At 45.9% G+C, this 20,917-nt stretch carries 24 protein-coding genes and 1 pseudogene; 19 read left to right on the top strand and 6 right to left on the bottom strand.

What is annotated here, in order from left to right; genetic code table 11:
* Nucleotides 1-145: 145 nt before the first annotated feature.
* Nucleotides 146-1,153 carry a porphobilinogen synthase gene (gene hemB, locus KF839_RS04600; protein ID WP_292916662.1) on the top strand — a complete coding sequence of 336 codons (1,008 nt, stop codon included), beginning with the start codon at nucleotides 146-148 and terminating at the stop codon, nucleotides 1,151-1,153.
* A gap of 4 nt (nucleotides 1,154-1,157) precedes the next feature.
* Here hemB and KF839_RS04595 read toward each other — a convergent pair whose 3' ends face one another.
* Nucleotides 1,158-3,479, bottom strand: a complete 2,322-nt coding sequence (locus KF839_RS04595) for a penicillin-binding protein 1A (protein ID WP_292916661.1) — start codon at nucleotides 3,477-3,479, stop codon at nucleotides 1,158-1,160.
* Between the two features lie 224 nt (nucleotides 3,480-3,703).
* Between KF839_RS04595 and KF839_RS04590 the strand changes: the two genes are divergently transcribed.
* The 5 genes from KF839_RS04590 to KF839_RS04570 are packed head-to-tail and all read left to right on the top strand — an operon-like array spanning nucleotide 3,704 to nucleotide 8,656.
* Nucleotides 3,704-4,804 (top strand): pilus assembly protein PilM, encoded by a 1,101-nt coding sequence (locus KF839_RS04590; RefSeq protein ID WP_292916660.1) that lies wholly within the window; start codon nucleotides 3,704-3,706, stop codon nucleotides 4,802-4,804.
* On the top strand, nucleotides 4,801-5,385 hold the full coding sequence (locus KF839_RS04585) for a PilN domain-containing protein (protein WP_292916659.1): 585 nt from the start codon (nucleotides 4,801-4,803) through the stop codon (nucleotides 5,383-5,385). The genes KF839_RS04590 and KF839_RS04585 overlap by 4 nt, the downstream gene beginning before the upstream one ends.
* Before the next feature lie 12 nt (nucleotides 5,386-5,397).
* Nucleotides 5,398-6,012, top strand: a complete 615-nt coding sequence (locus KF839_RS04580; RefSeq protein ID WP_292916693.1) for a type IV pilus inner membrane component PilO — start codon at nucleotides 5,398-5,400, stop codon at nucleotides 6,010-6,012.
* A 3-nt stretch (nucleotides 6,013-6,015) separates the two neighbouring features.
* The gene (locus KF839_RS04575) at nucleotides 6,016-6,534 is read left to right on the top strand and encodes a pilus assembly protein PilP (protein ID WP_292916658.1); all 519 of its coding nucleotides are present in this window, start codon (nucleotides 6,016-6,018) and stop codon (nucleotides 6,532-6,534) included.
* Between the two features lie 10 nt (nucleotides 6,535-6,544).
* On the top strand, nucleotides 6,545-8,656 hold the full coding sequence (locus tag KF839_RS04570) for a type IV pilus secretin PilQ (protein ID WP_292916657.1): 2,112 nt from the start codon (nucleotides 6,545-6,547) through the stop codon (nucleotides 8,654-8,656).
* A gap of 8 nt (nucleotides 8,657-8,664) precedes the next feature.
* Here the strand turns inward: KF839_RS04570 and trmL are convergent, their stop codons facing one another.
* The 4 genes and pseudogenes from trmL to KF839_RS14800 form a co-directional block, all read right to left on the bottom strand.
* A complete protein-coding gene (gene trmL / locus KF839_RS04565; RefSeq protein ID WP_292916656.1) occupies nucleotides 8,665-9,129 on the bottom strand; it encodes a tRNA (uridine(34)/cytosine(34)/5-carboxymethylaminomethyluridine(34)-2'-O)-methyltransferase TrmL in 465 nt (154 codons plus the stop codon).
* 10 nt (nucleotides 9,130-9,139) lie between these two features.
* Complete coding sequence (locus KF839_RS04560; RefSeq protein WP_292916655.1) at nucleotides 9,140-9,688, bottom strand: ComF family protein; 549 nt, start codon at nucleotides 9,686-9,688, stop codon at nucleotides 9,140-9,142.
* Nucleotides 9,639-9,776 carry a hypothetical protein gene (locus KF839_RS04555; protein WP_292916654.1) on the bottom strand — a complete coding sequence of 46 codons (138 nt, stop codon included), beginning with the start codon at nucleotides 9,774-9,776 and terminating at the stop codon, nucleotides 9,639-9,641. The genes KF839_RS04560 and KF839_RS04555 overlap by 50 nt, the downstream gene beginning before the upstream one ends.
* A pseudogene (locus KF839_RS14800) lies at nucleotides 9,746-9,844 on the bottom strand (ComF family protein); the annotation flags it as partial. The gene KF839_RS04555 and the pseudogene KF839_RS14800, both read right to left, overlap by 31 nt.
* A gap of 125 nt (nucleotides 9,845-9,969) precedes the next feature.
* On the opposite strand from KF839_RS14800, the gene bioB reads away from it, so the two are divergent.
* The 13 genes from bioB to KF839_RS04490 all read left to right on the top strand — a co-directional run bounded on the left by bioB (nucleotide 9,970) and on the right by KF839_RS04490 (nucleotide 19,675).
* Nucleotides 9,970-10,977 (top strand): biotin synthase BioB, encoded by a 1,008-nt coding sequence (bioB, locus tag KF839_RS04550; protein ID WP_292916653.1) that lies wholly within the window; start codon nucleotides 9,970-9,972, stop codon nucleotides 10,975-10,977.
* Nucleotides 10,978-12,138, top strand: coding sequence for an 8-amino-7-oxononanoate synthase (gene bioF, locus KF839_RS04545; RefSeq protein ID WP_292916652.1), 1,161 nt, complete (start codon nucleotides 10,978-10,980; stop codon nucleotides 12,136-12,138). It begins immediately after the preceding gene.
* A 2-nt stretch (nucleotides 12,139-12,140) separates the two neighbouring features.
* Nucleotides 12,141-12,911 carry a pimeloyl-ACP methyl ester esterase BioH gene (bioH, locus tag KF839_RS04540; RefSeq protein ID WP_292916651.1) on the top strand — a complete coding sequence of 257 codons (771 nt, stop codon included), beginning with the start codon at nucleotides 12,141-12,143 and terminating at the stop codon, nucleotides 12,909-12,911.
* Complete coding sequence (gene bioC, locus KF839_RS04535) at nucleotides 12,889-13,767, top strand: malonyl-ACP O-methyltransferase BioC (RefSeq protein WP_292916650.1); 879 nt, start codon at nucleotides 12,889-12,891, stop codon at nucleotides 13,765-13,767. The genes bioH and bioC overlap by 23 nt, the downstream gene beginning before the upstream one ends.
* 8 nt (nucleotides 13,768-13,775) lie before the next feature.
* Nucleotides 13,776-14,438, top strand: coding sequence for a dethiobiotin synthase (gene bioD / locus KF839_RS04530; protein WP_292916649.1), 663 nt, complete (start codon nucleotides 13,776-13,778; stop codon nucleotides 14,436-14,438).
* Nucleotides 14,439-14,703: 265 nt separating this feature from the next.
* The gene (locus tag KF839_RS04525) at nucleotides 14,704-15,261 is read left to right on the top strand and encodes an FxDxF family PEP-CTERM protein (RefSeq protein WP_292916648.1); all 558 of its coding nucleotides are present in this window, start codon (nucleotides 14,704-14,706) and stop codon (nucleotides 15,259-15,261) included.
* A gap of 191 nt (nucleotides 15,262-15,452) precedes the next feature.
* A complete protein-coding gene (locus tag KF839_RS04520; protein WP_292916647.1) occupies nucleotides 15,453-15,749 on the top strand; it encodes a DUF3175 domain-containing protein in 297 nt (98 codons plus the stop codon).
* 96 nt (nucleotides 15,750-15,845) lie between these two features.
* On the top strand, nucleotides 15,846-16,484 hold the full coding sequence (locus KF839_RS04515; protein WP_292916646.1) for a hypothetical protein: 639 nt from the start codon (nucleotides 15,846-15,848) through the stop codon (nucleotides 16,482-16,484).
* A gap of 192 nt (nucleotides 16,485-16,676) precedes the next feature.
* Entirely contained in the window at nucleotides 16,677-17,378 is a 702-nt protein-coding gene (locus tag KF839_RS04510; protein WP_292916645.1) for a PEP-CTERM sorting domain-containing protein, read from the top strand.
* A gap of 175 nt (nucleotides 17,379-17,553) precedes the next feature.
* Nucleotides 17,554-18,141 (top strand): hypothetical protein, encoded by a 588-nt coding sequence (locus tag KF839_RS04505; protein WP_292916644.1) that lies wholly within the window; start codon nucleotides 17,554-17,556, stop codon nucleotides 18,139-18,141.
* A 191-nt stretch (nucleotides 18,142-18,332) separates the two neighbouring features.
* Nucleotides 18,333-18,914: a hypothetical protein gene (locus KF839_RS04500; protein WP_292916643.1), complete on the top strand. Its 582-nt coding sequence runs from the start codon at nucleotides 18,333-18,335 to the stop codon at nucleotides 18,912-18,914.
* A 140-nt stretch (nucleotides 18,915-19,054) separates the two neighbouring features.
* A complete protein-coding gene (locus KF839_RS04495; RefSeq protein WP_108698768.1) occupies nucleotides 19,055-19,267 on the top strand; it encodes a DUF4177 domain-containing protein in 213 nt (70 codons plus the stop codon).
* Between the two features lie 18 nt (nucleotides 19,268-19,285).
* The gene (locus tag KF839_RS04490) at nucleotides 19,286-19,675 is read left to right on the top strand and encodes a TM2 domain-containing protein (protein ID WP_292916642.1); all 390 of its coding nucleotides are present in this window, start codon (nucleotides 19,286-19,288) and stop codon (nucleotides 19,673-19,675) included.
* 183 nt (nucleotides 19,676-19,858) lie between these two features.
* Here the strand turns inward: KF839_RS04490 and KF839_RS04485 are convergent, their stop codons facing one another.
* Nucleotides 19,859-20,821 carry a chemotaxis protein gene (locus KF839_RS04485; RefSeq protein ID WP_292916641.1) on the bottom strand — a complete coding sequence of 321 codons (963 nt, stop codon included), beginning with the start codon at nucleotides 20,819-20,821 and terminating at the stop codon, nucleotides 19,859-19,861.
* Between the last annotated feature and the right edge of the window lie 96 nt (nucleotides 20,822-20,917).

The raw sequence follows: 20,917 nt of genomic DNA, 5'->3' as shown, positions 1-20,917 counted from the left end.
AACCGGGGGGAGTCGTCTTAATATCACTTAAGACCCCGTCTCAGGGAGGAAAGACAGGGGGACGATCAAGATTGTCCGTTTATGAGAGGACAAAATGATAGAATTAGTTCCCCATTTTTAGAATAATTATTTTTTTCTGATCCTTATGTTTTTAAGCACCAAATTTCCACAAAGAAGAATGCGACGAATGCGTCGCGATACATTCTCTCGTCGCTTGATGCAAGAGACCCATCTTAGAGTGGATGATTTGATTTACCCTATTTTCGTATTAGATGGAGAAAAACGAACCGAGAATGTTCAATCAATGCCCGGAGTCGTTAGGCAAAGTATTGATTTTATTATGATTGAAGCAGAAAATTGTTTAAAATTAGGAATTCCTGCGTTAGCGATATTTCCGGTTATTGATACAGAGCTTAAAAATCTTACAGCCAGTGAGGCATTTAATCCTGACGGATTGGTGCCAAGGGTCGTAAGGCAATTGAAAAAAAATTTTCCTGAGCTTGGCATCATTACAGACATTGCTTTGGATCCGTATACGAGTCATGGTCAAGATGGATTAATTGACCAGAATGGATATGTTTTGAATGATGAAACAGTAGAAGTTCTGTGTAACCAGGCATTAGTTCATGCACAGGCTGGTGCCGATATTGTAGCGCCATCGGATATGATGGATGGGCGAGTTTCCGCAATAAGGAATCGTCTGGATAGTGAGAAATTTATTCTCACACGAATTCTTGCGTATTCTGCTAAGTATGCTTCGAGTTTTTACGGGCCCTTTCGTGATGCAGTTGGATCTGCGGCAAATCTCGGTTCAGGCAATAAATATACTTATCAGATGGATCCTGCAAATTCTGATGAAGCGCTATGGGAAGTTGGATTAGATTTGAATGAGGGTGCGGATATGGTTATGATTAAACCCGGCCTACCCTATTTGGATATTGTGCGACGAGTAAAAGATCAGTATGGCGTGCCTACATTCGTATACCAGGTCAGTGGAGAGTACGCCATGTTGAAAGCGGCCGCCATGAATGGATGGCTCAGTGAAGAAGCTTGTGTCTTGGAAGCATTACTTTCTTTTAAGAGAGCTGGTGCGGATGGGATTCTTACATATTATGCTGTAGAAGCAGCGAATTGGTTAAACAACCACGCATAATATTTCAGAATAATTGATCTCTCAGATCTCTTGTTGATGGTGAAACATGATCTTCAACAGGTGGAATATCAGTCAGCGGCGGCAATTGTTCGCTAAAGAAAAATTCTGAAATATCACCCGACGGATCTCTAAATCCAGAACTTGAGTTGATTTTTGCAGCAATAACAGCATTGGGCGGTTTATATTCTGCGACCGGAACACCTTTGAGAACCGGCCCCATATAATCCATCCAAATTGGTAATGCCACACGCCCGCCGGTTTCATTATTCCCTAGTGATTTCGGTTCATCGTAACCTGTCCATGCAATCGTTACCAAGTCTTTTTGATAACCGCAAAACCATGCATCTATAAAATTGCTCGTGGTGCCGGTTTTACCTGCCAAATCAGTGCGTCCTAATTGTTTTGCTTTGACGGCTGTACCATAATTAATGACATCTTGCATCATGTTAGTCATGATAAATGCATTTCGCGGATCAATTACACGCTTGGCTCCCGTTGTGGCGGTGATTGGTTGAAATTGTTCAAGCACAGTGCCTTTCTCGTCTTCAATTCTTTTTATGAAATAAGGTGCGACACGAAAGCCGCCATTAGCGAACACAGCGTAACCTACTGCCATTTGCATAGGGGTAACCGAACCAGATCCCAGAGCCATGGGCAAATAGGGAGGGTGAAGTGCAGCATCGAAACCGAATCGAGTAATGTAGTCTTGTGCATAGTGAATACCGATTGCCTGAAGAATTCGAATGGATATAAGGTTTTTCGATTTGACTAGTGCGGTGCGCATGCGCATTGGTCCATCAAATTTTCCATCAAAATTACGGGGCTCCCAAGGTTTGCTTCCGGTTTGAGTCGCATTAAAAGAAAGCGGTGCATCATTTATGATCGTGGCAGGAGTAAACCCTTTCTCCAGAGCTGCGGAGTAAATGAAAGGTTTAAAGCTGGAACCAGGTTGTCGCCAAGCTTGCGTTACATGATTGAATTGATTTTTCTGGAAATCGAAACCACCCATTAAAGCGCGAATCGCGCCATCGTTTGGATCTAGTGAGACGAGCGCCGCTTCTACTTCTGGAAGTTGAGTGATATGCCATCGATTATTTTCTTTTTGAATTCGAATCAATGCACCTGGAATAATGTATTTTTTTCCAGGTTCCTTTTTGTCAGTAAGAAATTTTTGCGCAAATTTCAGGCCTTCGCCTGTTATCTCAACAATTTCTCCGCCTTTTCGGTATGCTTGAACTACATTGGGCTTAACGGATAATGCGATGGCCGCATAAATACTATCGCTATCACTTACCTCATCCAAAGCATCATCAAGAGTTTTTTCCTGATTCGTCCCATTCTTGAGTAAATCGATATAAGCTTCCGGACCACGATAGCCTCGACGCCTGTCGTATTCAAGAACATTTTTTCTCAAAGCCTGATAGGCAGCCTCTTGATCAAGCCTGCGGATGGTTGTATATACCTTAATACCTTTATTATAGGCTTCTTCTTGATAACGATCGTAAATCACTTGACGAACCATTTCGGCAACGTAGTCAGCCGGCATCGCAAATACGGCCGTTTGTTTTTTAATGGAGATGGGTTGTTTTTCTAATTCACTAAGCTCCTGGCTTGAAATATGATTTAGCTTATGTAAACGCCCTAATACATATAATTGTCTGCTTTTGGCGCGCTTAGGATTGCTAATAGGATTATAACCAGAAGGCGCTTTAGGTAGTCCCGCTAACATAGCGGCTTCCGCAATATCGATTTCCTGTAACGATTTACCAAAGTAGGTTTGTGCAGCCGCCGCGAAACCATAACTACGTTGTCCGAGATAAATTTGGTTAATGTAGAGTTCCAGTATTTTATCTTTTGTGAGGTTATGTTCAATTTTAAAAGCCAGCAAAGCTTCGCTGAGCTTTCTCGTAAAAGTTTTCTCTCGAGTAAGAAAGAAATTCCGGGCTACTTGCATCGTGATAGTGCTTGCGCCTTGCCGGACCGCACCCGAGGCAAAATTAGAATAAGCGGCACGTAACACGCCGAGATAATCGACCCCGCCGTGCTCATAAAAGCGATCATCTTCCGCCGCCAGAATCGCTTGCTTGAGATGAATAGGGACTTCAGAGATACTCACTACGTTTCTGCGTTCAGCGCCGAATTCTCCGATCAATAAGCCTTCGTCGCTATAGATGCGCAAAGGGATTTTGGGACGATAATCAGTCAGTGTTTCTAACGAGGGTAAATTGGAATAAATGACCAGTGCCGCAAAACCGGCCATCAAAATACCAATGAATCCAGCAGCGGAAACCGAGATGAAAAGATAAAACAACCAGCGGGCTAGCATGAATTACAATTAATCAATGATGGGTTTGAGAGAATGGAAAGTTATAGGGGGGATATCTATCGCTTTTCTTTAAATAAAATTTCCTAAACTCTGGCAGAATCAAATTTTTGTTGTTCAGTGTACTTATTTAGTATACTGAATAAATTCAATGGATTCTTCAAAAGAGTTCATATAAATTCACAATATTATTATGATATCTTTAAAGTATCGCTTCTATTAGACCAATGTTCAAGGGAAATTTTGACATCAATTTTGACTTCTTTAAGATAAAACCTCCGGTATTAATTGGTGTGGACATAAGTTCTTCTGCGGTGAAATTGGTCGAATTATCCCGTGCCGGTAATGATCTGACCTATCGAATTGAGCGGTATGCGATAGAATCCTTACCGACCGATGCCGTGCTTGACGGTGATATCGTGAATATGGAAGCTGTCAGTGAGAGTTTGCAACGCGGCTGGAAGCGAATGGGCACGAAACAAAAGAATGTGGCACTTGCACTTCCCGCAACGGATGTAATTACCAAAAAAATTATCGTTCCGGCCGGTCAACGAGAAGACGATCTGGTTTTTCAGGTTGAAAACGAAGCCAGTCAGTATATCCCTTTTCCCTTAAATGAGGTGGATCTGGATTTTCAAGTGACAAAGACTGCTCCTGATAACCCTGAAGAAGTGGAAGTACTCATTGCAGCATCGCGAAAAGAAAAAGTCGAAGATCGTGTGGCGACTGCTGTAGCTGCGGGTCTAAAAGCAGTTGTAGTGGATGTTGAACCTTATGCAGCGCAAGCAGCACTCGAATTGACATTGAACCAATTACCCGGGAATGGAAAAGACCAAGTGATAGCGTTGGTCGATATTGGGGCAACAGTGATGAAAATAAATGTGTTGCTCAACGGCGAATCATTATATACACGAGATCAACCTTTCGGTGGTAATCAACTGACTCAGGAAATTCATAATCAATTTAACCTTTCATTGGAAGCATCAGAAACGGCCAAGCGGAATGGTGGCTTGCCCGAGAACTATAATGCTGAAGTATTGCAGCCATTTTGCGAAACGTTGGCGATTGAGGTGATGCGCGCAATCCAATTCTTTTTCACTTCAACGCAATATACGGAAGTTAATTATATTTTCTTGGCGGGCGGCAGTGCAGTAATTCCTGGCCTGGATGCAATCATTTCGACACGTACTCAAGTAAGCACACTAGTTGTAAATCCTTTTTCAGCGATGGAGTTATCAAGTCGGATTATCCCGCGCCAGCTCAATCTTGATGCTCCCTCTTTGTTAGTTGCTTGTGGCTTAGCGTTACGCAGTTTCGATCCATCATGATTCGTATTAATTTACTGCCGCATCGCGAGCTGAAACGTAAGGCGAAGCAACAACAGATTGCTATCTTGGCGGGATTGGTCAGTATTTTGGGGATCGCGATCGTCTGGAGTGTTTATTCGATAATCGAGGGGGAAGTCGAATATCAGAATAGCCGTAACAAATATCTGAGTGATCAGACTGCGCTATTGGATCAAGAGATTACAGAAATTAGAAATATTAAATCTCAGATTCAAGAATTGCTGTCACGCAAGCAGGTTGTCGAAACACTGCAGAATAGTCGTTCCGAAGTGGTGTATTTATTGGATCAACTGGTTAGATTATTGCCGGATGGCGTGTATTTGCAAAGCATTCAGCAGAATGATCACGATATCACCCTGATGGGTTATGCACAATCGAATGCAAGAGTGTCGGCATTAATGCGTAACCTGGAATCCTCACCGTGGCTTAAGTCACCGTTATTAATCGAAATAAAAGCCATGACCCAAGATAATGTGCGTCAAAACGAGTTCAACCTGAAAATTCAATTACGTCGCACCACGATTGATGATGCGCAGAATTCTTCTCAGAGTATAAATGGATGAGTTAGGGGCATGATGGAAAATCTACTGATGGAGTTGCGCCAGCTTGATATCAATCGGGCTGGGGACTGGCCGGCGGCTTTTAAAATTGCAGCACTAATAATTTTATTGATCGCGATTGTCGTTACAGGCCATTTTCTGATCTGGCAGGAGGAACTTGAAACACTTGAGAGGATTCAAGCGGAAGAGGAAACATTAAAAAATACCTATTTGATTAAAAAGCGTAGTGCGGTGAATTTACCGGCGATGCGTGAACAGTTGAAAGAAATTGAACAATCATTGGGTACTTTATTGCGGCAGCTTCCGGATAAATCCGAAATGGAAGCGCTGTTGATCGATATTAACCAAGCTGGCTTAGGTAGAGGTCTGCAATTTGAATTATTTAAGCCCGCAACTCAGGAAACGGTTAATGCCTTTTATGCGGAACTCCCGGTTGCGATTCGTGTAACCGGTGACTATCACGCGTTTGGTGCTTTTGCCAGTGATATCGCGCAATTATCGCGTATTGTGACCCTCAATGATATTAATATCAAACCCGGGAATGATGGAAAACTGATTTTGGATGCCGTTGCAAAGACATTTCGCTATTTGGACGAAGGGGAAATGACAAAACAGGCTGAAAATAGATAAATTATGCTAAAAAATACATTCCTGCTAGTATTGCTCATAACGATTCAATTTCTACTTACTGCGTGTCAGCAAAATGACTATAGTGATCTTGAAGTGTTTATCCATAACTCGGGAGAGGGGTTACATGGACAAATTGATTCGCTGCCGGAAGTCAAGCCCTATAAGCCTTTTACCTATATGGCATTTGATGCGCCCAACCCTTTCGCCCCCCGACAAAATGATCAAGTGTTTCCAAGCATGAGTGAAATTCGACCTGATCTGAACCGCCGTAAAGAAGTATTGGAATCTTATCCATTGGAAAGTTTGGCAATGGTCGGTTCTTTGCAACAGCATAATTTGATTTACGCGCTGATTAAATCCCCGGAAGGCATACTGCATCGTGTAAAAATTGGAAATTACGTGGGTCAAAACTTTGGGAGAATTAATGAAGTCTCTGAATCGGAAATTAAACTATTGGAAATAATTCAGGAAGGTGCTAATGAATGGGTTGAAAGAACAAGTGTATTGATGCTAAAAAATTAGGATGAGGGTCATGCAGCTATTGATAACAAAAAATTATAGCACGGGTGCAGTGATAACGATATGGATGTTTTGTATATCAACATTATTCATTACTGTGCAAACTGCAACGGCGGATGTAGTACAGAACAGTATTCGAGCATTTGACCTTTCAACTTTTCTGAATGGCGAGGTAATTGCCAAGCTGACCCTGGATAAACCGTTAGCAAACCTTCCTGTTGGTGTGGTGCTCGACAACCCTCACCGGATTTATTTTGATTTCTATAATATATCCAATAAATTAGGTAAGAATGTGCAGGAAGCTGCGGAAGGTGATCTTCGCAGTGCAAATATCATTCAAGTGGGTGACCGGACACGGGTGGTATTGAATTTGGCAAGATTGATGCGTCACGAGATACATGCCGAAGATAATGTTGTATTGATTAGATTAGTCAGCGTAGCGGAGAACCTGGCAACCAACACAGTGGTTCGTTTTGCCGAGGAAACACCGGATAAACGGATGAATAGTTTGCAGGATATCGATTTTCGAAGAGGACCCGGTGGCGAGGGGCGCATTGAAGTTGACGTGACCAAAGCAGGCATGAGTGTCGATGTGCAGCAACAAGGTGATGACATTATCGTCGAATTTTTCGATACATTGCTTCCCTCCAGCTTGATGAGGCGTTTCGACGTGATGGATTTTGCAACACCGGTTCATACCATTGAAGCATTCAAGAAAGGCGATAATGTTCGGATGCTGGTTAAGGCCGGTGGCCGCTGGGAACATTCCGCGCGGCAATCCGGAACACGATTTGTATTGGAGGTGCGCGCATTATCGGAAGATGAAGAAGAACAAGCCAGAAGGAAACGTGTTTATGGCGGGTATACCGGCGAAAGGCTTTCGCTGAATTTTCAGGATGTGGAAGTAAGAGCGGTTCTGCAAGTTATCGCGGATTTTACGAATTTGAATATTATCGCCAGTGATTCGGTCAGTGGAAATCTGACATTACGTCTCAAAGATGTACCGTGGGATCAGGCGCTGGATATTGTGCTTCAAGCGCACGATTTGGATAAACGGAAGACCGGTAACGTAATTTTTGTGGCACCCCGTAAAGAGATGGCGGATAGAGAATTGCTGGACCTTGAAGCTAAAATGCAAATAACAGAATTGGCGCCGCTGCGCTCGGAAATTTACCATTTGAATCATCGCCGGGTGAATTCGATGTCGTTTGAGGGAATGCTCAGTCAACGTGGCACCATCAATATTGATGAAATCAGCAATACGATAACCGTCACCGATATTCCGGCCCGGTTGGATGAAATCAGAAAACGTATCCATAAACTGGATGTTTTTGAAAGACAAGTGATGATTGAAGCGCGTATCGTGGAAGCGATCGAGACTTTCAGCCGGAATTTAGGTGCGCGTTTCGGGATTCAGAACGCCACGGGTTTGGGTGGCCAAAGGCTCGGGATTTCTGGTAGCGCGGCCGGATCGAGTGAGCTTGCCGGAGGAGGCGCGGTAGGGGGGACGGATAACCTCAATGTCAATTTGCCGGCCGCTGCGGCTACCGGATTACTGGGCGGTCCTGCAGCGCTTGGATTAAGTTTGATGAAAATCAACAATGGCCGTTTGATCAATCTGGAACTGTCGGCATTGGAGACAGACAGGAAAGGTAGAGTAATCGCCAGTCCGCGTGTCGTAACCGCGCATGGAATCGAGGCGATCATTGAGCAAGGTGACCGGGTTCCTTACCAACAAGCCACCAGCAGCGGTGCTACGAGTATTCGTTTCATGGATGCGACGCTGCGCTTAAGGGTGAAGCCCCTTATTACCCATAATGGCCAGATCGACATGGAATTAAGCGTTAACCAGGATCAGATTGGTACGCCAATCAATCAATTTTTGCCGCCTCCGATTAATACTAAACAAGTGACAACGAAAGTGCTGGTCGAGAATGGTGGAACGGTCGTGATCGGTGGAATTTTTGATCGGACGGAGAATGAGGTCGTCAATAAAGTACCCATGCTGGGTGATATTCCAGTATTGGGTAATGTTTTCAAGAATACCTCCAAGCAAGACGACAAACGCGAGCTGTTGATTTTTGTAACGCCGCGTATTCTGAGTGATAATCTGAATTTACAATAGCTTGCTTGTTATCTTCCTCCCGGGAATCCGATCTGACGCCACGCCTCATAGGCAATGATCGCTACCGTGTTGGATAGGTTCAAACTGCGGCTGGTGGCTACCATTGGTATCCGGATACGATATGACTCCGGGAAGGTTTCCATAATCGGCAAAGGTAACCCTCGTGTTTCAGAGCCGAACACAAATATATCCCCAGCTTGGTATATGACTTTGTCGTAATGTTGCGTGCCTTTTGTTGTCACCGCGAACATACGTTGACTCTGTAACATCAGACTACACGCCTTCCAGTTCTCATGCACTTTGACCGGCGCAAATTCATGATAATCCAGCCCGGCACGCAGTAATTGTTTGTCTTGAAGCGGAAAACCAAGTGGCTTGATCAGATGTAATTGCATGCCCGTATTGGCACACAGACGAATGATATTGCCAGTGTTCGGTGGAATTTCAGGTTGATGGAGGACGATGTTGAACATGCTGTTTGAATTACAATGGTGATGTGGTATGGAAAGTTGTTTGAGTCAATTCCGGTAAGGTTCTGGCAATAACCCAATTGCTGATTTCGGTAGCACCTTGTTGCCGCAACACGATGGCCAGTTCATTCAATGAAGCGCCTGTCGTCATGACATCATCAATCACGGCGACATGTTTGCCCGATAAATCAATTGTACAGCCAAATGCTTTGCGGATATTTTTTTGCCGTGCTTTCCACGGTAATCCGGCTTGTGGTGGCGTATGCTTGATACGGCTGCAGCAATCGGGTAGCAGCGGAATTTTCATTTGCCGTGCAAGATACCGGCCGATTTCCATTGCCTGGTTAAATCCGCGTTCGCGCAGACGAATTGGATGCAATGGCATCGGTACGATGATATCCGGTCTAGTGACAATCGTCTGCAAACGGGTGAATAGAAGATTGGCGAGAATCGGTGCGATGACCAGGTTGCTTTGGTATTTTAATGATTGAATCAATGCGTTGACCGGGAAGTCATAGCGCATCGCCGCGATGGTGCGAGTGAACGCTGGCGGCTTTTTCAAGCAAGCGCCGCAAATTTCTGCCGTTGGCACCGGCCAAAGACAAACCGGACAATGATGTGCCGGTAAACGCGGAAGGTGATCGTGACAAGGCTTGCAAAAATCTGCTTGTGTGTGAGCGCCACAAAGAATGCAGGAGGTTTGAGTTAGAATTTGCACGAAATATAGTCTGCCGTTTAAAAATGGGCAATGGTAGAATGGGCTGCCCGATGTTGTTTATTCCATAACGCTATCGGCAATCGCGGTAATTGTTACAGGATTCAATTAGCTTAATAGGTATACGTATGAATTTGGATACATCGTCAAACTGTGAAACGGAAAACGAACGAAGCGGCGCAACGGCTAATCACGGCCGCATGCAGCGCTGGAGTGTTTCGGAAATATTAGCGTTGCTCGACATGTCGTTCAACGATTTGCTTTATCGGGCGCAAACGGTTCATCGGCAACATCATGATCCGAACGGTGTGCAGTTATCTACGTTGATTTCCGTCAAAACCGGCGGATGTCCTGAAGACTGCGGTTATTGCCCGCAAGCGGCGCGCTATCATACCGGTGTTGAAAATCAAGCGATGTTGTCGATCGATGAAGTTGTGACGGCGGCTTCCGCGGCCAAAGCCAAAGGCGCGTCGCGGTTTTGCATGGGCGCCGCCTGGCGTGGCCCGAAACAGCGCGACATTGAGAAAATGACTGAAATGATCCGTGCGGTTAAATCGCTCGGTATGGAAACTTGCGCTACTTTGGGCCTGTTAAAGCCGGGTCAAGCGCAGCAACTCGGCGAGGCTGGATTGGATTACTACAATCACAATCTTGATACCGCGCCGGAATTTTATGAAGAGATTATTACCACGCGGCAATATCAGGATCGCCTTGATACGCTGCAGGATGTGCGTGATGCCGGTATCAATGTATGTTGCGGCGGTATTGTCGGCATGGGCGAGACGCGGGAATCGCGTGCCGGATTGATCGCGCAACTGGCGAATCTGAACCCATATCCGGAATCAGTGCCAATTAATCATCTCGTGCAGGTAAAAGGTACACCGCTATACGGTACCGCAGCGCTTGATCCAATGGAATTCGTCCGTACCATCGCCGCTGCCCGGATCACTATGCCGAAAGCCATGGTGCGTTTGTCCGCGGGGCGGCAAGAGATGTCGGAAGCGATACAAGCACTGTGTTTTCTAGCCGGAGCCAATTCGATTTTCTATGGCGATAAGTTATTGACGACCGGTAACCCCGAAACTGATCGCGATCGGGTCTTATTGGATAAGCTGGGGTTGCACGCATTGTCATAGATGTTCTCTGATCTTGCCGAGCAACTCCGCAAGCGCGAACAACAAGGCTTGTTGCGCCAGCGGCAAATTCTCGAAAGCCCGCAAGCAAACCATATCAGCGTTGAAGGTTGTCATTATCTGGCTTTTTGCAGTAACGATTATCTCGGACTTGCCAATCATCCGCAATTGATCGAAGCTGCTTGTGCAGGTGCGCGCCAACTGGGTGTTGGCGCAGGGGCTTCGCACCTGATTAATGGTCATTCCGTAGTGCATCATGATTTGGAACGAGCACTGGCGGCATTCAGCGATTTTCCCCGGGCGTTGCTTTTTTCCACAGGCTATATGGCGAATATCGGTGTGGTGACGGCTTTGGCCGGACGCGGTGATATTATTTTTGCCGATAGACTGAATCATGCATCTCTGAACGATGCCGCCTTACTGTCCCGTGCAAAATTCATTCGCTACCCGCATCTGAACTTGGAAGTCCTGGAAAAACGGTTGGCGTCGGCAACAGCGAGGCGCAAACTGGTGATCTCTGATGCGGTGTTTAGCATGGAAGGTGATGTTGCGCCGATTCCGCAGCTTATCGAATTATGCGAACGCTATGGCGCTTGGTTGTTGATCGACGATGCACACGGGTTTGGGGTTTTGGGAAGACAAGGACGCGGTAGCTTGTTCTTATCGAATGATGGAAAGCATCATTCGCCGGTTGTGATCTATATGGCAACCTTGGGTAAGGCGGCCGGCGTATTCGGTGCATTTGTCGCGGCACAGCCGGAAGTGATCGAAACACTGATTCAATCGGCACGCAGTTATATTTATACCACCGCGACACCTCCCTTGTTATCACAGGCACTGCTGACAAGCTTACAATTGATTGAGAATGACGAATGGCGACGTGAATTACTGGCGCAGCATATCGCGCAGCTTAAACAGAACCTGCAATCATTGCCGTGGAAACTGCTGCCATCCGATACGCCGATTCAGCCACTGCTGATCGGTGAAAGCATTGAAGCGGCGCGAATCAGTCAGCGTTTGCGTGAACGCGGCATTCTGGTACCGGCTATTCGTCCGCCGACAGTGCCGCAAGGAACGGCGCGATTGCGTATTTCGCTATCCGCCGCGCACCAACCGCAGGATATCGCGCGTTTGACGGATGCTTTATACGAGCTGGCAGCTTAGTCATGGCAGCCTTGCATATCGAAACATTCGGACGAGGATCTGATCTGGTGTTGCTGCATGGCTGGGCGATGCATGGCGGTATCTGGAGCAGCGTGCGCGATTTGCTTGCGCAGCATGGCCGTGTGCATCTGGTCGACTTGCCGGGACACGGCTTGAGCCCGATGTGTGAACCGGGAACGCTCGACCATCTGGTTGAGATCGTCGCTGATTGTTTACCCGAGCAGTGTATGATCGGTGGCTGGTCACTGGGTGGGCAGATTGCAATGCAACTGGCGTTGCGGCAACCGGAGCGAATCAAAAAGCTGGTGCTGATTTCAACCACGCCGTGCTTTGCGTGGCAAGACGACTGGACATTCGGCATGGACCGCAAGCTATTACAACTATTTCTGGAGAATCTGAAACTGAACTACGCGACCACCATCAATCGGTTCTTGACGCTGCAAATGAGCGGTGATCGCGATGCCAGCAAAATTCTGTCGCAATTGCGCAAAAATTTTTTTCAACGTGCCGAACCCGATCCTGCGGCATTGGAGAAAGGATTGAGAATTTTGCAGCAAAGCGACTTGCGCCGGTGTATTGGCGACATCCGGCAACCGGTTTTGATCATGCACGGTGATAATGATGTGATTACGCATCCGGCGGCAGCCGATTGGATGCACCGGCAATTACCGCAATCGCAGTATGTAAAATTTGACCGCTGCGGTCATGCGCCATTTTTATCCTACCCCGAACAATTTGTAATGCATCTCAATGATTTCAGAACAAACTCTTGATAAGAAACAATTGCGCGCGGCGTTTGAGCGAGCCGCCGGCAGTTACGATCAGGCAGCTGTATTGCAGCGCGAAATCAGCCATCGCATGCTGGCGCGGCTGGAATATATCAAATACCAGCCGGAAGTCATTCTCGATGCCGGCAGCGGTACCGGCTATGGCACACAGCAATTGGCAAAACGCTATCAGCAAAGCCGGCTGATCGCGATCGACATCGCTTGGTCGATGCTTACACATGCGCGTCCGAATACCGCCTGGTGGCAACGCTTGCTGCCGTTGCAGCAACGTAGTGACTATGTCTGTGGTGATATTGAGCAGCTACCGTTTAAAAACGAAAGTATCGGTATGATTTGGTCAAATTTGGCATTGCAGTGGTGCAATAATCTGGAGCATACTTTCGCCGAAATACATCGCATTCTACGTGCCGATGGATTGCTGATGTTCAGCACGTTCGGGCCGGATACCTTGAAAGAATTGCGCCAGTCGTTTGCGGGTATCGATGGTTACCATCATGTGAACCGGTTTGTCGATATGCATGACATCGGCGATTTGCTTTTGAATAACCGTTTTTCCACGCCGGTGATGGATATGGAATACATCACGTTAACATACGATGACGTCATCAGCGTGATGCGCGATCTCAAAGCAATCGGTGCGCATAATGTGATTCAAGGACGGCGTCAGGGATTGATGGGCAAGGACCAATGGCGGCATGCGATTGCCGCTTATGAAACGCTGCGCCGCGACAACAAGCTGCCGGCGACATTTGAAGTGATATATGGTCATGCCTGGAAACCGTATAATCCACGTTCGATTCTGACTCCGGAAACACGGCGGCAATTGGGTTTGCCGCCTTAAGAATAAATATGTCCAGAGGTTACTTCGTGACTGGTACCGATACCGGTGTCGGTAAGACCACCGTTAGTTGCGCATTGCTGAAAGCTTTTGCCGCGCGGGGTAAAAAAGTTGTGGGTATGAAACCGGTGGTGGCTGGCAGCGAAAATGGCCAATGGTGCGATGTCGAACAACTGATCGCCGCCAGCAATATCCGTGTTGATCGCCAGCACGTCAATCCTTATGCCTTCGATCCCCCGGTTTCTCCACATATCGCCGCACAGCAAGCTGGTATCGATATCGATCTCATAATGATTCAGCATGCTTATCAGTCGCTTAGTCATCAAGCGGATTTTGTTATTGTCGAAGGCGCCGGTGGTTTTCTGGTGCCGCTCAATGCGCAACAAACCGGTGCGGATTTGGCGCTTGCACTGAATTTGCCGGTTATTCTGGTAGTCGGCATGCGTCTCGGCTGTTTAAATCATGCATTGCTAACCGTCCAAGCGATTCGCGCGAGCGGCTTGTTATTGGCGGGTTGGGTGGCGAACTGCATCGATCCGGAGATGCTGGTGTTGGCGGAGAATATCGCAACATTGGAACAGCGAGTGGGTAGTCCGTTGTTAGAAATAATACCGTTTGGTTTTAAAACAAATAAGCGAGCTGCACTTGATATTTTCAAGGTTCTGGATCAGTAGAAATAATCGTCTGATCGAGAATTTAGCGCATTACGATAGAGCTTCTCATTCAAGAATTCTTATTTAATCAATAAGTTTTGGCTTTTGGTTTTATCGGATTGCAGCATGTGAATCACCGCTATTGCAATCCGAATAGCACATTTGTATGATAGCGCAAGTAGCAAATCACCATTCTAAGAATGGTTTTTATGCTCAAAGCGCTTCACCAATGACAAGCCTCATAGCTTTTAATTGGATTAATCGGGAATAATCTAGGGGAATTTTTATGTTTCATGCATTAAACAATACATTTACGAAGCTGGCAGCAGCATTGATAATATCGGGCGGAATCAGTACTTCCGCTTATGCGTTTCCAATCGCGGTACCGGGCACTGAAGGATTCAAGGTAATCGCAACAGGCGGAGAAATCATTGCAACATATGAAGGTAACTCTGCTGCTTTCAGTAATGATCTATATTTGGATTCTACGTTTATTTTCAATAATCATTCGACGCCGGTCGGGACATCCGTTAGCTTGGGAACCTTTTCTGCGGGAACCGAGCTCATTTTCCGGATGCACGTTAACAATACCGGTTATGATTTCTTTACTGGCGAGGCAAGCCGGAATCCAGACGGTCACGAACACGCGCGTGTTCAGTCTGATTGGCTTCCGAATACTACGCTGGTCAGTTTTGAGGATCTTTACAACGGACCTTTTGATTACAATGATTTAAGTTTCTCGTTTAGTAACACCGTTGCGGCGGTGCCTGAACCTGAAACCTATGCGATGTTTCTCGCGGGGTTGGGATTGCTAGGGTTTCTGTCACGTCGTAGAAAACACTGAAATTAAAATAAGAAACATTAATTGAGCAAGTGAAAAGCCCCGTTAAAAGCGGGGCTTTTTTATTTGCAATGATTCGATCTTTTCTGGTATTTTCATATCGAATCAGAATTCTAGTGATCGGAAATTTTTGTCTTTCTCAGCATATCAACTAATATGCATGGAATATTCCAATATTGTGCTTCGATAGATTGATGTCTCAAGACCATCAATCCGATTGGTCTCGTGAAATTACCGAAACCAGCAATGCTCTTGACCTTGACCCTGGCGTTTTTACCTGGAATGATCCGCGCAGAATCGCGTTATCGTTAAAGCATTCTGCCGATAGCAGTGAGCGGCGTAAAGCGGAGCCGTTTGCATCGGCGATGTCGATGTTGAATTTTTATATCAACCGGGCAGGAAAGCGTTTGCCCGTAGCGCAGCGGAAAGTACTCGAAAGAACTAAGGATGAGCTGCGTCTGCTCTATGGAAAGTCGCGCCACGACGGATAGCCAATCTGATCCCGGGTACAAGCATTATTTGACAGTCTGTAAGTCATCCAGTAGATTTCGCGAGATTGTTTACTTATTGATAGAATGTTAGTGCCCATGAGTCATCTCAATTTAACCGATCATCAATTCAATCCCAAGAGCCATTGGAATCAACCATTGCAGACAGCTGATATACCACTGGCGCGGGACCTGGCGTTATTCGATCAGAATGGTTACGATCTGACCGATCTGGAACAGCGCTATGCCGAAATCAATCAGATGCAAGCACTTCCGCACCGCGAGCATCGGCGCGCATTGAAAGCGCCATGGTTTACGCAACCGGATCGGGTAGAAGGAGCGGTGTTGAATCACAGCTTGTTGTTCGAACGTAAAGGCTATACCGGAGAGGCATTGCAGCAACTGAAACGCTGGGCAAAAACCAATCCGCTGATTTTCAAGATTATCCGTATTCGTCCGAAATGGGGTCTCGATTTCAGCATCGACTACGCCGATCGGGATGGCAATGTATTTGAAGTATTGCATTGGGAATACGACGGTTTCAATTATGCCGAAGTCGAAGCGCGTAAACAGGAACTGGAGCCGAAATTCGCCGCCATCGACTGGGACGATGCCGCTACCAGTATCCTGAAACAAAAAGATCGTTGGCATCATCTCGATTTCTTCGCGCAAAGCGACTGGAAGTGCAATTACTTCGGCATTGTCAAGGAGCGCTTCAAGATGGTGATTTGGGAATAGTGACTCTAGATGTAATTCGTTGAATCGCATTTTGCAGCAGTCGGTTTATTAATCATGATATTGCCGAAAATAGTACAAACCTCCTATAAAAAGGGGTATTCTTTTCTTATGGTTTGAGAATATCTGAGGGAGTACTATTCAACTGCTGAATAGTTTTTTTAGGTTTATTAATCACATAATTTGGGGAATCTAATGAATAAAAAATTCAAATTGGCAAGTGCGGCCGCGTGCATTTTAGGGCTTTCCATATTGTCTTCGTCTGCAAGCGCGGGACTCAGTGACCATAGTTTTGCCTGGACGCATGGTATCGGTAGTGCGCAATTGGTTTTGAACGGCAGCACGACGCTGACGGCAACCAATCGCGGCTGGGTTGATGAATTTGGCTCAAACAATTTTGGCGGTGCTTTAGGAAATTATATTGTGGGTACTTGCGGTTCATCTGATTCGTGCGGTGGAAGCGATAGGTACGCAAATAACTACTTTGCATTCGATCTTCATGGCATTTCGGGCACTACTAGCGCGGTGTTGAATTTGTATCAACCGGCTGTCGGCGAAAATGGAGGAGCGGATGGTGGCTTCTTGAGTCAATCGTCTGCGTTGTTATATACGCTGTTCGATGTGTCCGGTAACCCATTGACCGATTCCGGTCTTGGAATTTTCGGTGATCTCGCATCCGGCGTTTCTTACGGTTCGATTGCTGTCGATTCATCGAGCAACGGCAGTATCGTATCGATTGCACTGAATGCAGCAGCCGTTTCTGCAATCAATGGCACGGACACTTTCTTTATCGGCGGCACGATCAGTCCGGTACCTGAACCGGCCACCTATGGCATGTTGTTAGCGGGTCTGGGAATGCTAGGATTTATGGTTCGACGTAGAAATCAAGCCGTTTAATTTTGAAATGAATGTCACCGGAACCTTCCGGTGACAGTTCCCGTATTTCACTAACTAAATGTACTTCATCGCAGCATTTGATTAATCGCCCAGAAAGCAGCATGATCTCATGCGGATGCTGTGCTGTATGTCACCAATCCCAATCTATTTCTAACAATTTTCTAATTTCGAGTGGTTGAAAGGCGATGCAATCATTGTGGATGTCGGCGAATTAAAAAATTTTGTTGACTTGGTGCAGTCGATTGCTACGACGGGTGCCATTGTTATTGGTGGCATTTGGACTTATTTTTTGTTCATTAAGAACCGGCTCAATTATCCGCAAATAGAGCTGAAAATTGCCTGTGATCAATATGCATTGGATCATGGCAAAAAGCTGATCCACACCACCGTCACGCTAAAGAATACCGGTAAAGTGATGTTGTACTCGCGGTTTGCGGAAATCCGCCTGCGTCAGGTATTGCCACTGCCAATCGAAGTAAATGAACGGATTTCCCAGAATTATGATCTGCTATTGCAGGATCAGACTCAGGTTGAATGGCCATTGATTGCAGCCCGGCAATGGCATTGGGATTCCGGTGAATTTGAAATTGAACCGGAGGAATCCGATGCGGTGCATACCGAATTTGTTGTCGATGCATCCGTTACCTTGGTTCAATTTTATTTCTTCATCAAGAATGCGAAGAAACAGAACTTGGGATGGTCTCTCGCTGAGATGCACAAGCTTGAGTCAAAAGAGGAAAAAGAATGTGCCGCACAAAAATGACCACCCGAGTTCGGATAAGATAGAAATTTGACGGCAAAAGCTGGAGCCATCGCAGCAACAAAAACGTACTTGCTGAACATCTCAGTGCAGTTTTTCCTTTCATTATTTTCGAAGCCTATTTTTTAAACTGAACCAATTGGAAGCAATGCACTCATACACCGCTTTCAATAATTTCAGTGTGTCAGAAAAGCATGTTCTACAAAGAAATATTCAGCTTCATCGCAATCGCGATCACCTTGGCTGCGTTCATTCCTTATATTCGGGAAATCTTCCGAGGTACGATCAGACCGCATATTTTTTCCTGGGTAATCTGGGGTGTGACGACACTGCTGATTTTTGTAGCGCAGCTGGAAGATCATGGCGGAGTTGGAACATGGCCGATCGGGGTTTCGGCGAGTATCACGATATTTATCGCTTATCTGGCGTTTATTAAACGTGCGGATGTAACGATTACTTGCGGCGACTGGCTGTTTTTTATCGCGGCGCTGTTGTCTTTACCGCTGTGGTATTGGACATCCGATCCACTGTGGGCGGTGATTTTACTGACAGCTATCGATGTTGCAGGATTCGGTCCAACGGTCAGAAAAGCTTATCAGTTTCCGTATTCGGAATCCTTATTGTTTTTTGCGTTGTTCACGCTACGTAATGTGTTGGTGATGCTGGCATTGGAGAATCTGACCTTAACGACATTGTTATTTCCTGCGGTGATGCTGGTACTTTGTATTTTAATGATGGCGATGATTGCATACCGCAGGCGGGTGTTGTTCGCGTAGCCTGATAAATATAACCGTCGCATTGGTTTTCATTGCTGCTGCATTTTACATCGGTTTCGCTGATACCATTGCAGATACAAGTTTTTTGCTGGGGATGAGTTTTCTCGGAAATCAATTTATCTACCAAGGAGGTATCTGCAGTGGCCTATAAGGAATATAAGGTGTTATACGTGACAGAAGGAGGATTGGGAACGATTTTTCTGGGCGCATCGGGCATACCGATCAAACGACTGGAGATGACGCTTAATAAGGAAGCAGCGGATGGTTGGACACTGGTGTTTCAGTTTGTCGAACAAAAGCGGTTTTTATTGTTTTGGAAGCGGGAAGCCGTCATTATCACGCTGGCGCGTTGACAATCAAACGACATACCGATGAAGAACAAGCAAACCATTGAGCAAGATGAAGAGCGCATTCGAAGAATGGTGCGCGCACTGCCGGATGACAAGCGATCAGTGTTTTTCGCTCAAGCGGAAAAATTGCTGAAAGATCCCGATACTTATGCTACGTTAAACTTTCTTTTTATCGCCGGCTTGCACCATTTTTATTTGGAAAAGTGGGCGCGCGGCTTTGTTAATCTCGGGGTTTTTTTGACCGGAATCATGATGCTGTTCACACCGCTTGCCGGTTTCGGAATACTGTTGCTGATTGTCATTACGGTGGTTGAATTGAATGCGCTGTTTCAGTCGCAATTACTGGTTAAGGATTACAATAACAGCGTGATGGAGCGGATTTATCGGCAGGTGACATTGGAACACCGATAATTGCTACATTTCAACGGTTGGTGTAACTGCGTAAGAGTCTTGCTATTTTGGAGTGCTCTTGGACAACCCGATGTTCCGTGACGCTAAAACTTTGAGACTATTGTCTAGGGAAGAACCAACCCCGTTTCATGCATGAGGTTGGCTTTTAGTATATCCAGAACTTGAATTCAATCTCTACGGGTACTAGACGTGTGTTTTATTCATAACATTTCGCATTGCTTCGGCCAGTTCCTCAGCTACAAACTTAGCGACATATGCATCCGCACCGACCGATTTGACATGATTTTCATTGGCTTCACCGGTAAGTGAAGAATGGATAACCACGGGAATCGACTTGAATCGCTGATCATTTTTAATGTTGCGTGTCAGCGTGAATCCGTCCATTTCCGGCATTTCTAAATCAGTAAGGACCAAAGCGACTTTATCTTGAATGGTTTTTCCTTCGGCCTCGGCGGCATCAGCCATTGATTGAATCTTGGTCCAGGCTTCCAATCCAGTTTTAGTCATTTCGAAAGGTACGTTTAATACCTTCAGGCTGTTTTCAATCATGCTACGAGCAAGTGGTGAGTCATCGGCAGCTAGGATGACTTTGCCAGCAGGAACGACGAGTGCGGTATTCAGTTTTTCCGGTATCAAATCTCCGGATGAACTTGGTAACACATCGCGCAGAATCTGCTCGACATCGAGCACTTGCGCTAAACGGGAATCTTCCTTATCACCGTCGAGACGAGCGATGCTGGTGATTAAATTACCGCCTTTTCCTTCTGCGGCGATCACTTGGTTCCAATCCAAGCGGGCGATTTCGTTAACTTCTTCCACAGCGAAAGCTTGAGTTGAGCGCGCATACTCGGTTACCAGCAGAATTGAAGTTCCTTTTTTGGGGGTGCAACCGACTACTCTGGGTAAATCAATGACAGTAATGATCTGGCCACGAATGTTAGCGACACCCATAACATATTCGGGAGCATTAGCAACTGCGGTTATGGTTGGCATAACCAGGATTTCCCGTATTTTAAACACATTGATGCCGAATAGTTCGCGATGGTCGGTACCTGGTGCCTCTCCTAATCTGAATAACAGTAATTCGAATTTGTTATTTGCCGTTAAATTGGTGCGTTCATCAATTTCGTGTAATGCTGTGCTCATGGCATGCTCTCCGCTATCGTTGAGTAGGTTAGAATGTAGAGTGTATCTTACGGCTGATGATGGAAAAGCTTGAAAAACGAGAAGAAAACTACTTAT

The sequence above is a fragment of the Nitrosomonas sp. genome (assembly GCF_019635155.1).
Lineage (GTDB): Bacteria > Pseudomonadota > Gammaproteobacteria > Burkholderiales > Nitrosomonadaceae > Nitrosomonas.
The sequence above is the reverse complement of the archived record's forward strand: the minus strand, read 5'-3'. Positions and strand labels throughout refer to the sequence as shown.

Excerpts from the sequence above, each read along its gene's own strand:
- KF839_RS04525 (WP_292916648.1), top strand. The coding sequence starts at position 14,704 with ATGTTTCATGCATTAAACAATACATTTACGAAGCTGGCAGCAGCATTG.
- KF839_RS04510 (WP_292916645.1), top strand. The coding sequence starts at position 16,677 with ATGAATAAAAAATTCAAATTGGCAAGTGCGGCCGCGTGCATTTTAGGG.
- KF839_RS04570 (WP_292916657.1), top strand. The coding sequence starts at position 6,545 with ATGCAGCTATTGATAACAAAAAATTATAGCACGGGTGCAGTGATAACG.
- KF839_RS04520 (WP_292916647.1), top strand. The coding sequence starts at position 15,453 with ATGTCTCAAGACCATCAATCCGATTGGTCTCGTGAAATTACCGAAACC.
- KF839_RS04585 (WP_292916659.1), top strand. The coding sequence starts at position 4,801 with ATGATTCGTATTAATTTACTGCCGCATCGCGAGCTGAAACGTAAGGCG.
- KF839_RS04595 (WP_292916661.1), bottom strand. The coding sequence starts at position 3,479 with ATGCTAGCCCGCTGGTTGTTTTATCTTTTCATCTCGGTTTCCGCTGCT.
- bioH (WP_292916651.1), top strand. The coding sequence starts at position 12,141 with ATGGCAGCCTTGCATATCGAAACATTCGGACGAGGATCTGATCTGGTG.
- KF839_RS04515 (WP_292916646.1), top strand. The coding sequence starts at position 15,846 with ATGAGTCATCTCAATTTAACCGATCATCAATTCAATCCCAAGAGCCAT.
- bioC (WP_292916650.1), top strand. The coding sequence starts at position 12,889 with ATGATTTCAGAACAAACTCTTGATAAGAAACAATTGCGCGCGGCGTTT.
- hemB (WP_292916662.1), top strand. The coding sequence starts at position 146 with ATGTTTTTAAGCACCAAATTTCCACAAAGAAGAATGCGACGAATGCGT.
- KF839_RS04490 (WP_292916642.1), top strand. The coding sequence starts at position 19,286 with ATGAAGAACAAGCAAACCATTGAGCAAGATGAAGAGCGCATTCGAAGA.
- bioB (WP_292916653.1), top strand. The coding sequence starts at position 9,970 with ATGAATTTGGATACATCGTCAAACTGTGAAACGGAAAACGAACGAAGC.
- bioF (WP_292916652.1), top strand. The coding sequence starts at position 10,978 with ATGTTCTCTGATCTTGCCGAGCAACTCCGCAAGCGCGAACAACAAGGC.
- KF839_RS04575 (WP_292916658.1), top strand. The coding sequence starts at position 6,016 with ATGCTAAAAAATACATTCCTGCTAGTATTGCTCATAACGATTCAATTT.
- KF839_RS04590 (WP_292916660.1), top strand. The coding sequence starts at position 3,704 with ATGTTCAAGGGAAATTTTGACATCAATTTTGACTTCTTTAAGATAAAA.
- trmL (WP_292916656.1), bottom strand. The coding sequence starts at position 9,129 with ATGTTCAACATCGTCCTCCATCAACCTGAAATTCCACCGAACACTGGC.
- KF839_RS04485 (WP_292916641.1), bottom strand. The coding sequence starts at position 20,821 with ATGAGCACAGCATTACACGAAATTGATGAACGCACCAATTTAACGGCA.
- bioD (WP_292916649.1), top strand. The coding sequence starts at position 13,776 with ATGTCCAGAGGTTACTTCGTGACTGGTACCGATACCGGTGTCGGTAAG.
- KF839_RS04580 (WP_292916693.1), top strand. The coding sequence starts at position 5,398 with ATGGAAAATCTACTGATGGAGTTGCGCCAGCTTGATATCAATCGGGCT.
- KF839_RS04500 (WP_292916643.1), top strand. The coding sequence starts at position 18,333 with ATGTTCTACAAAGAAATATTCAGCTTCATCGCAATCGCGATCACCTTG.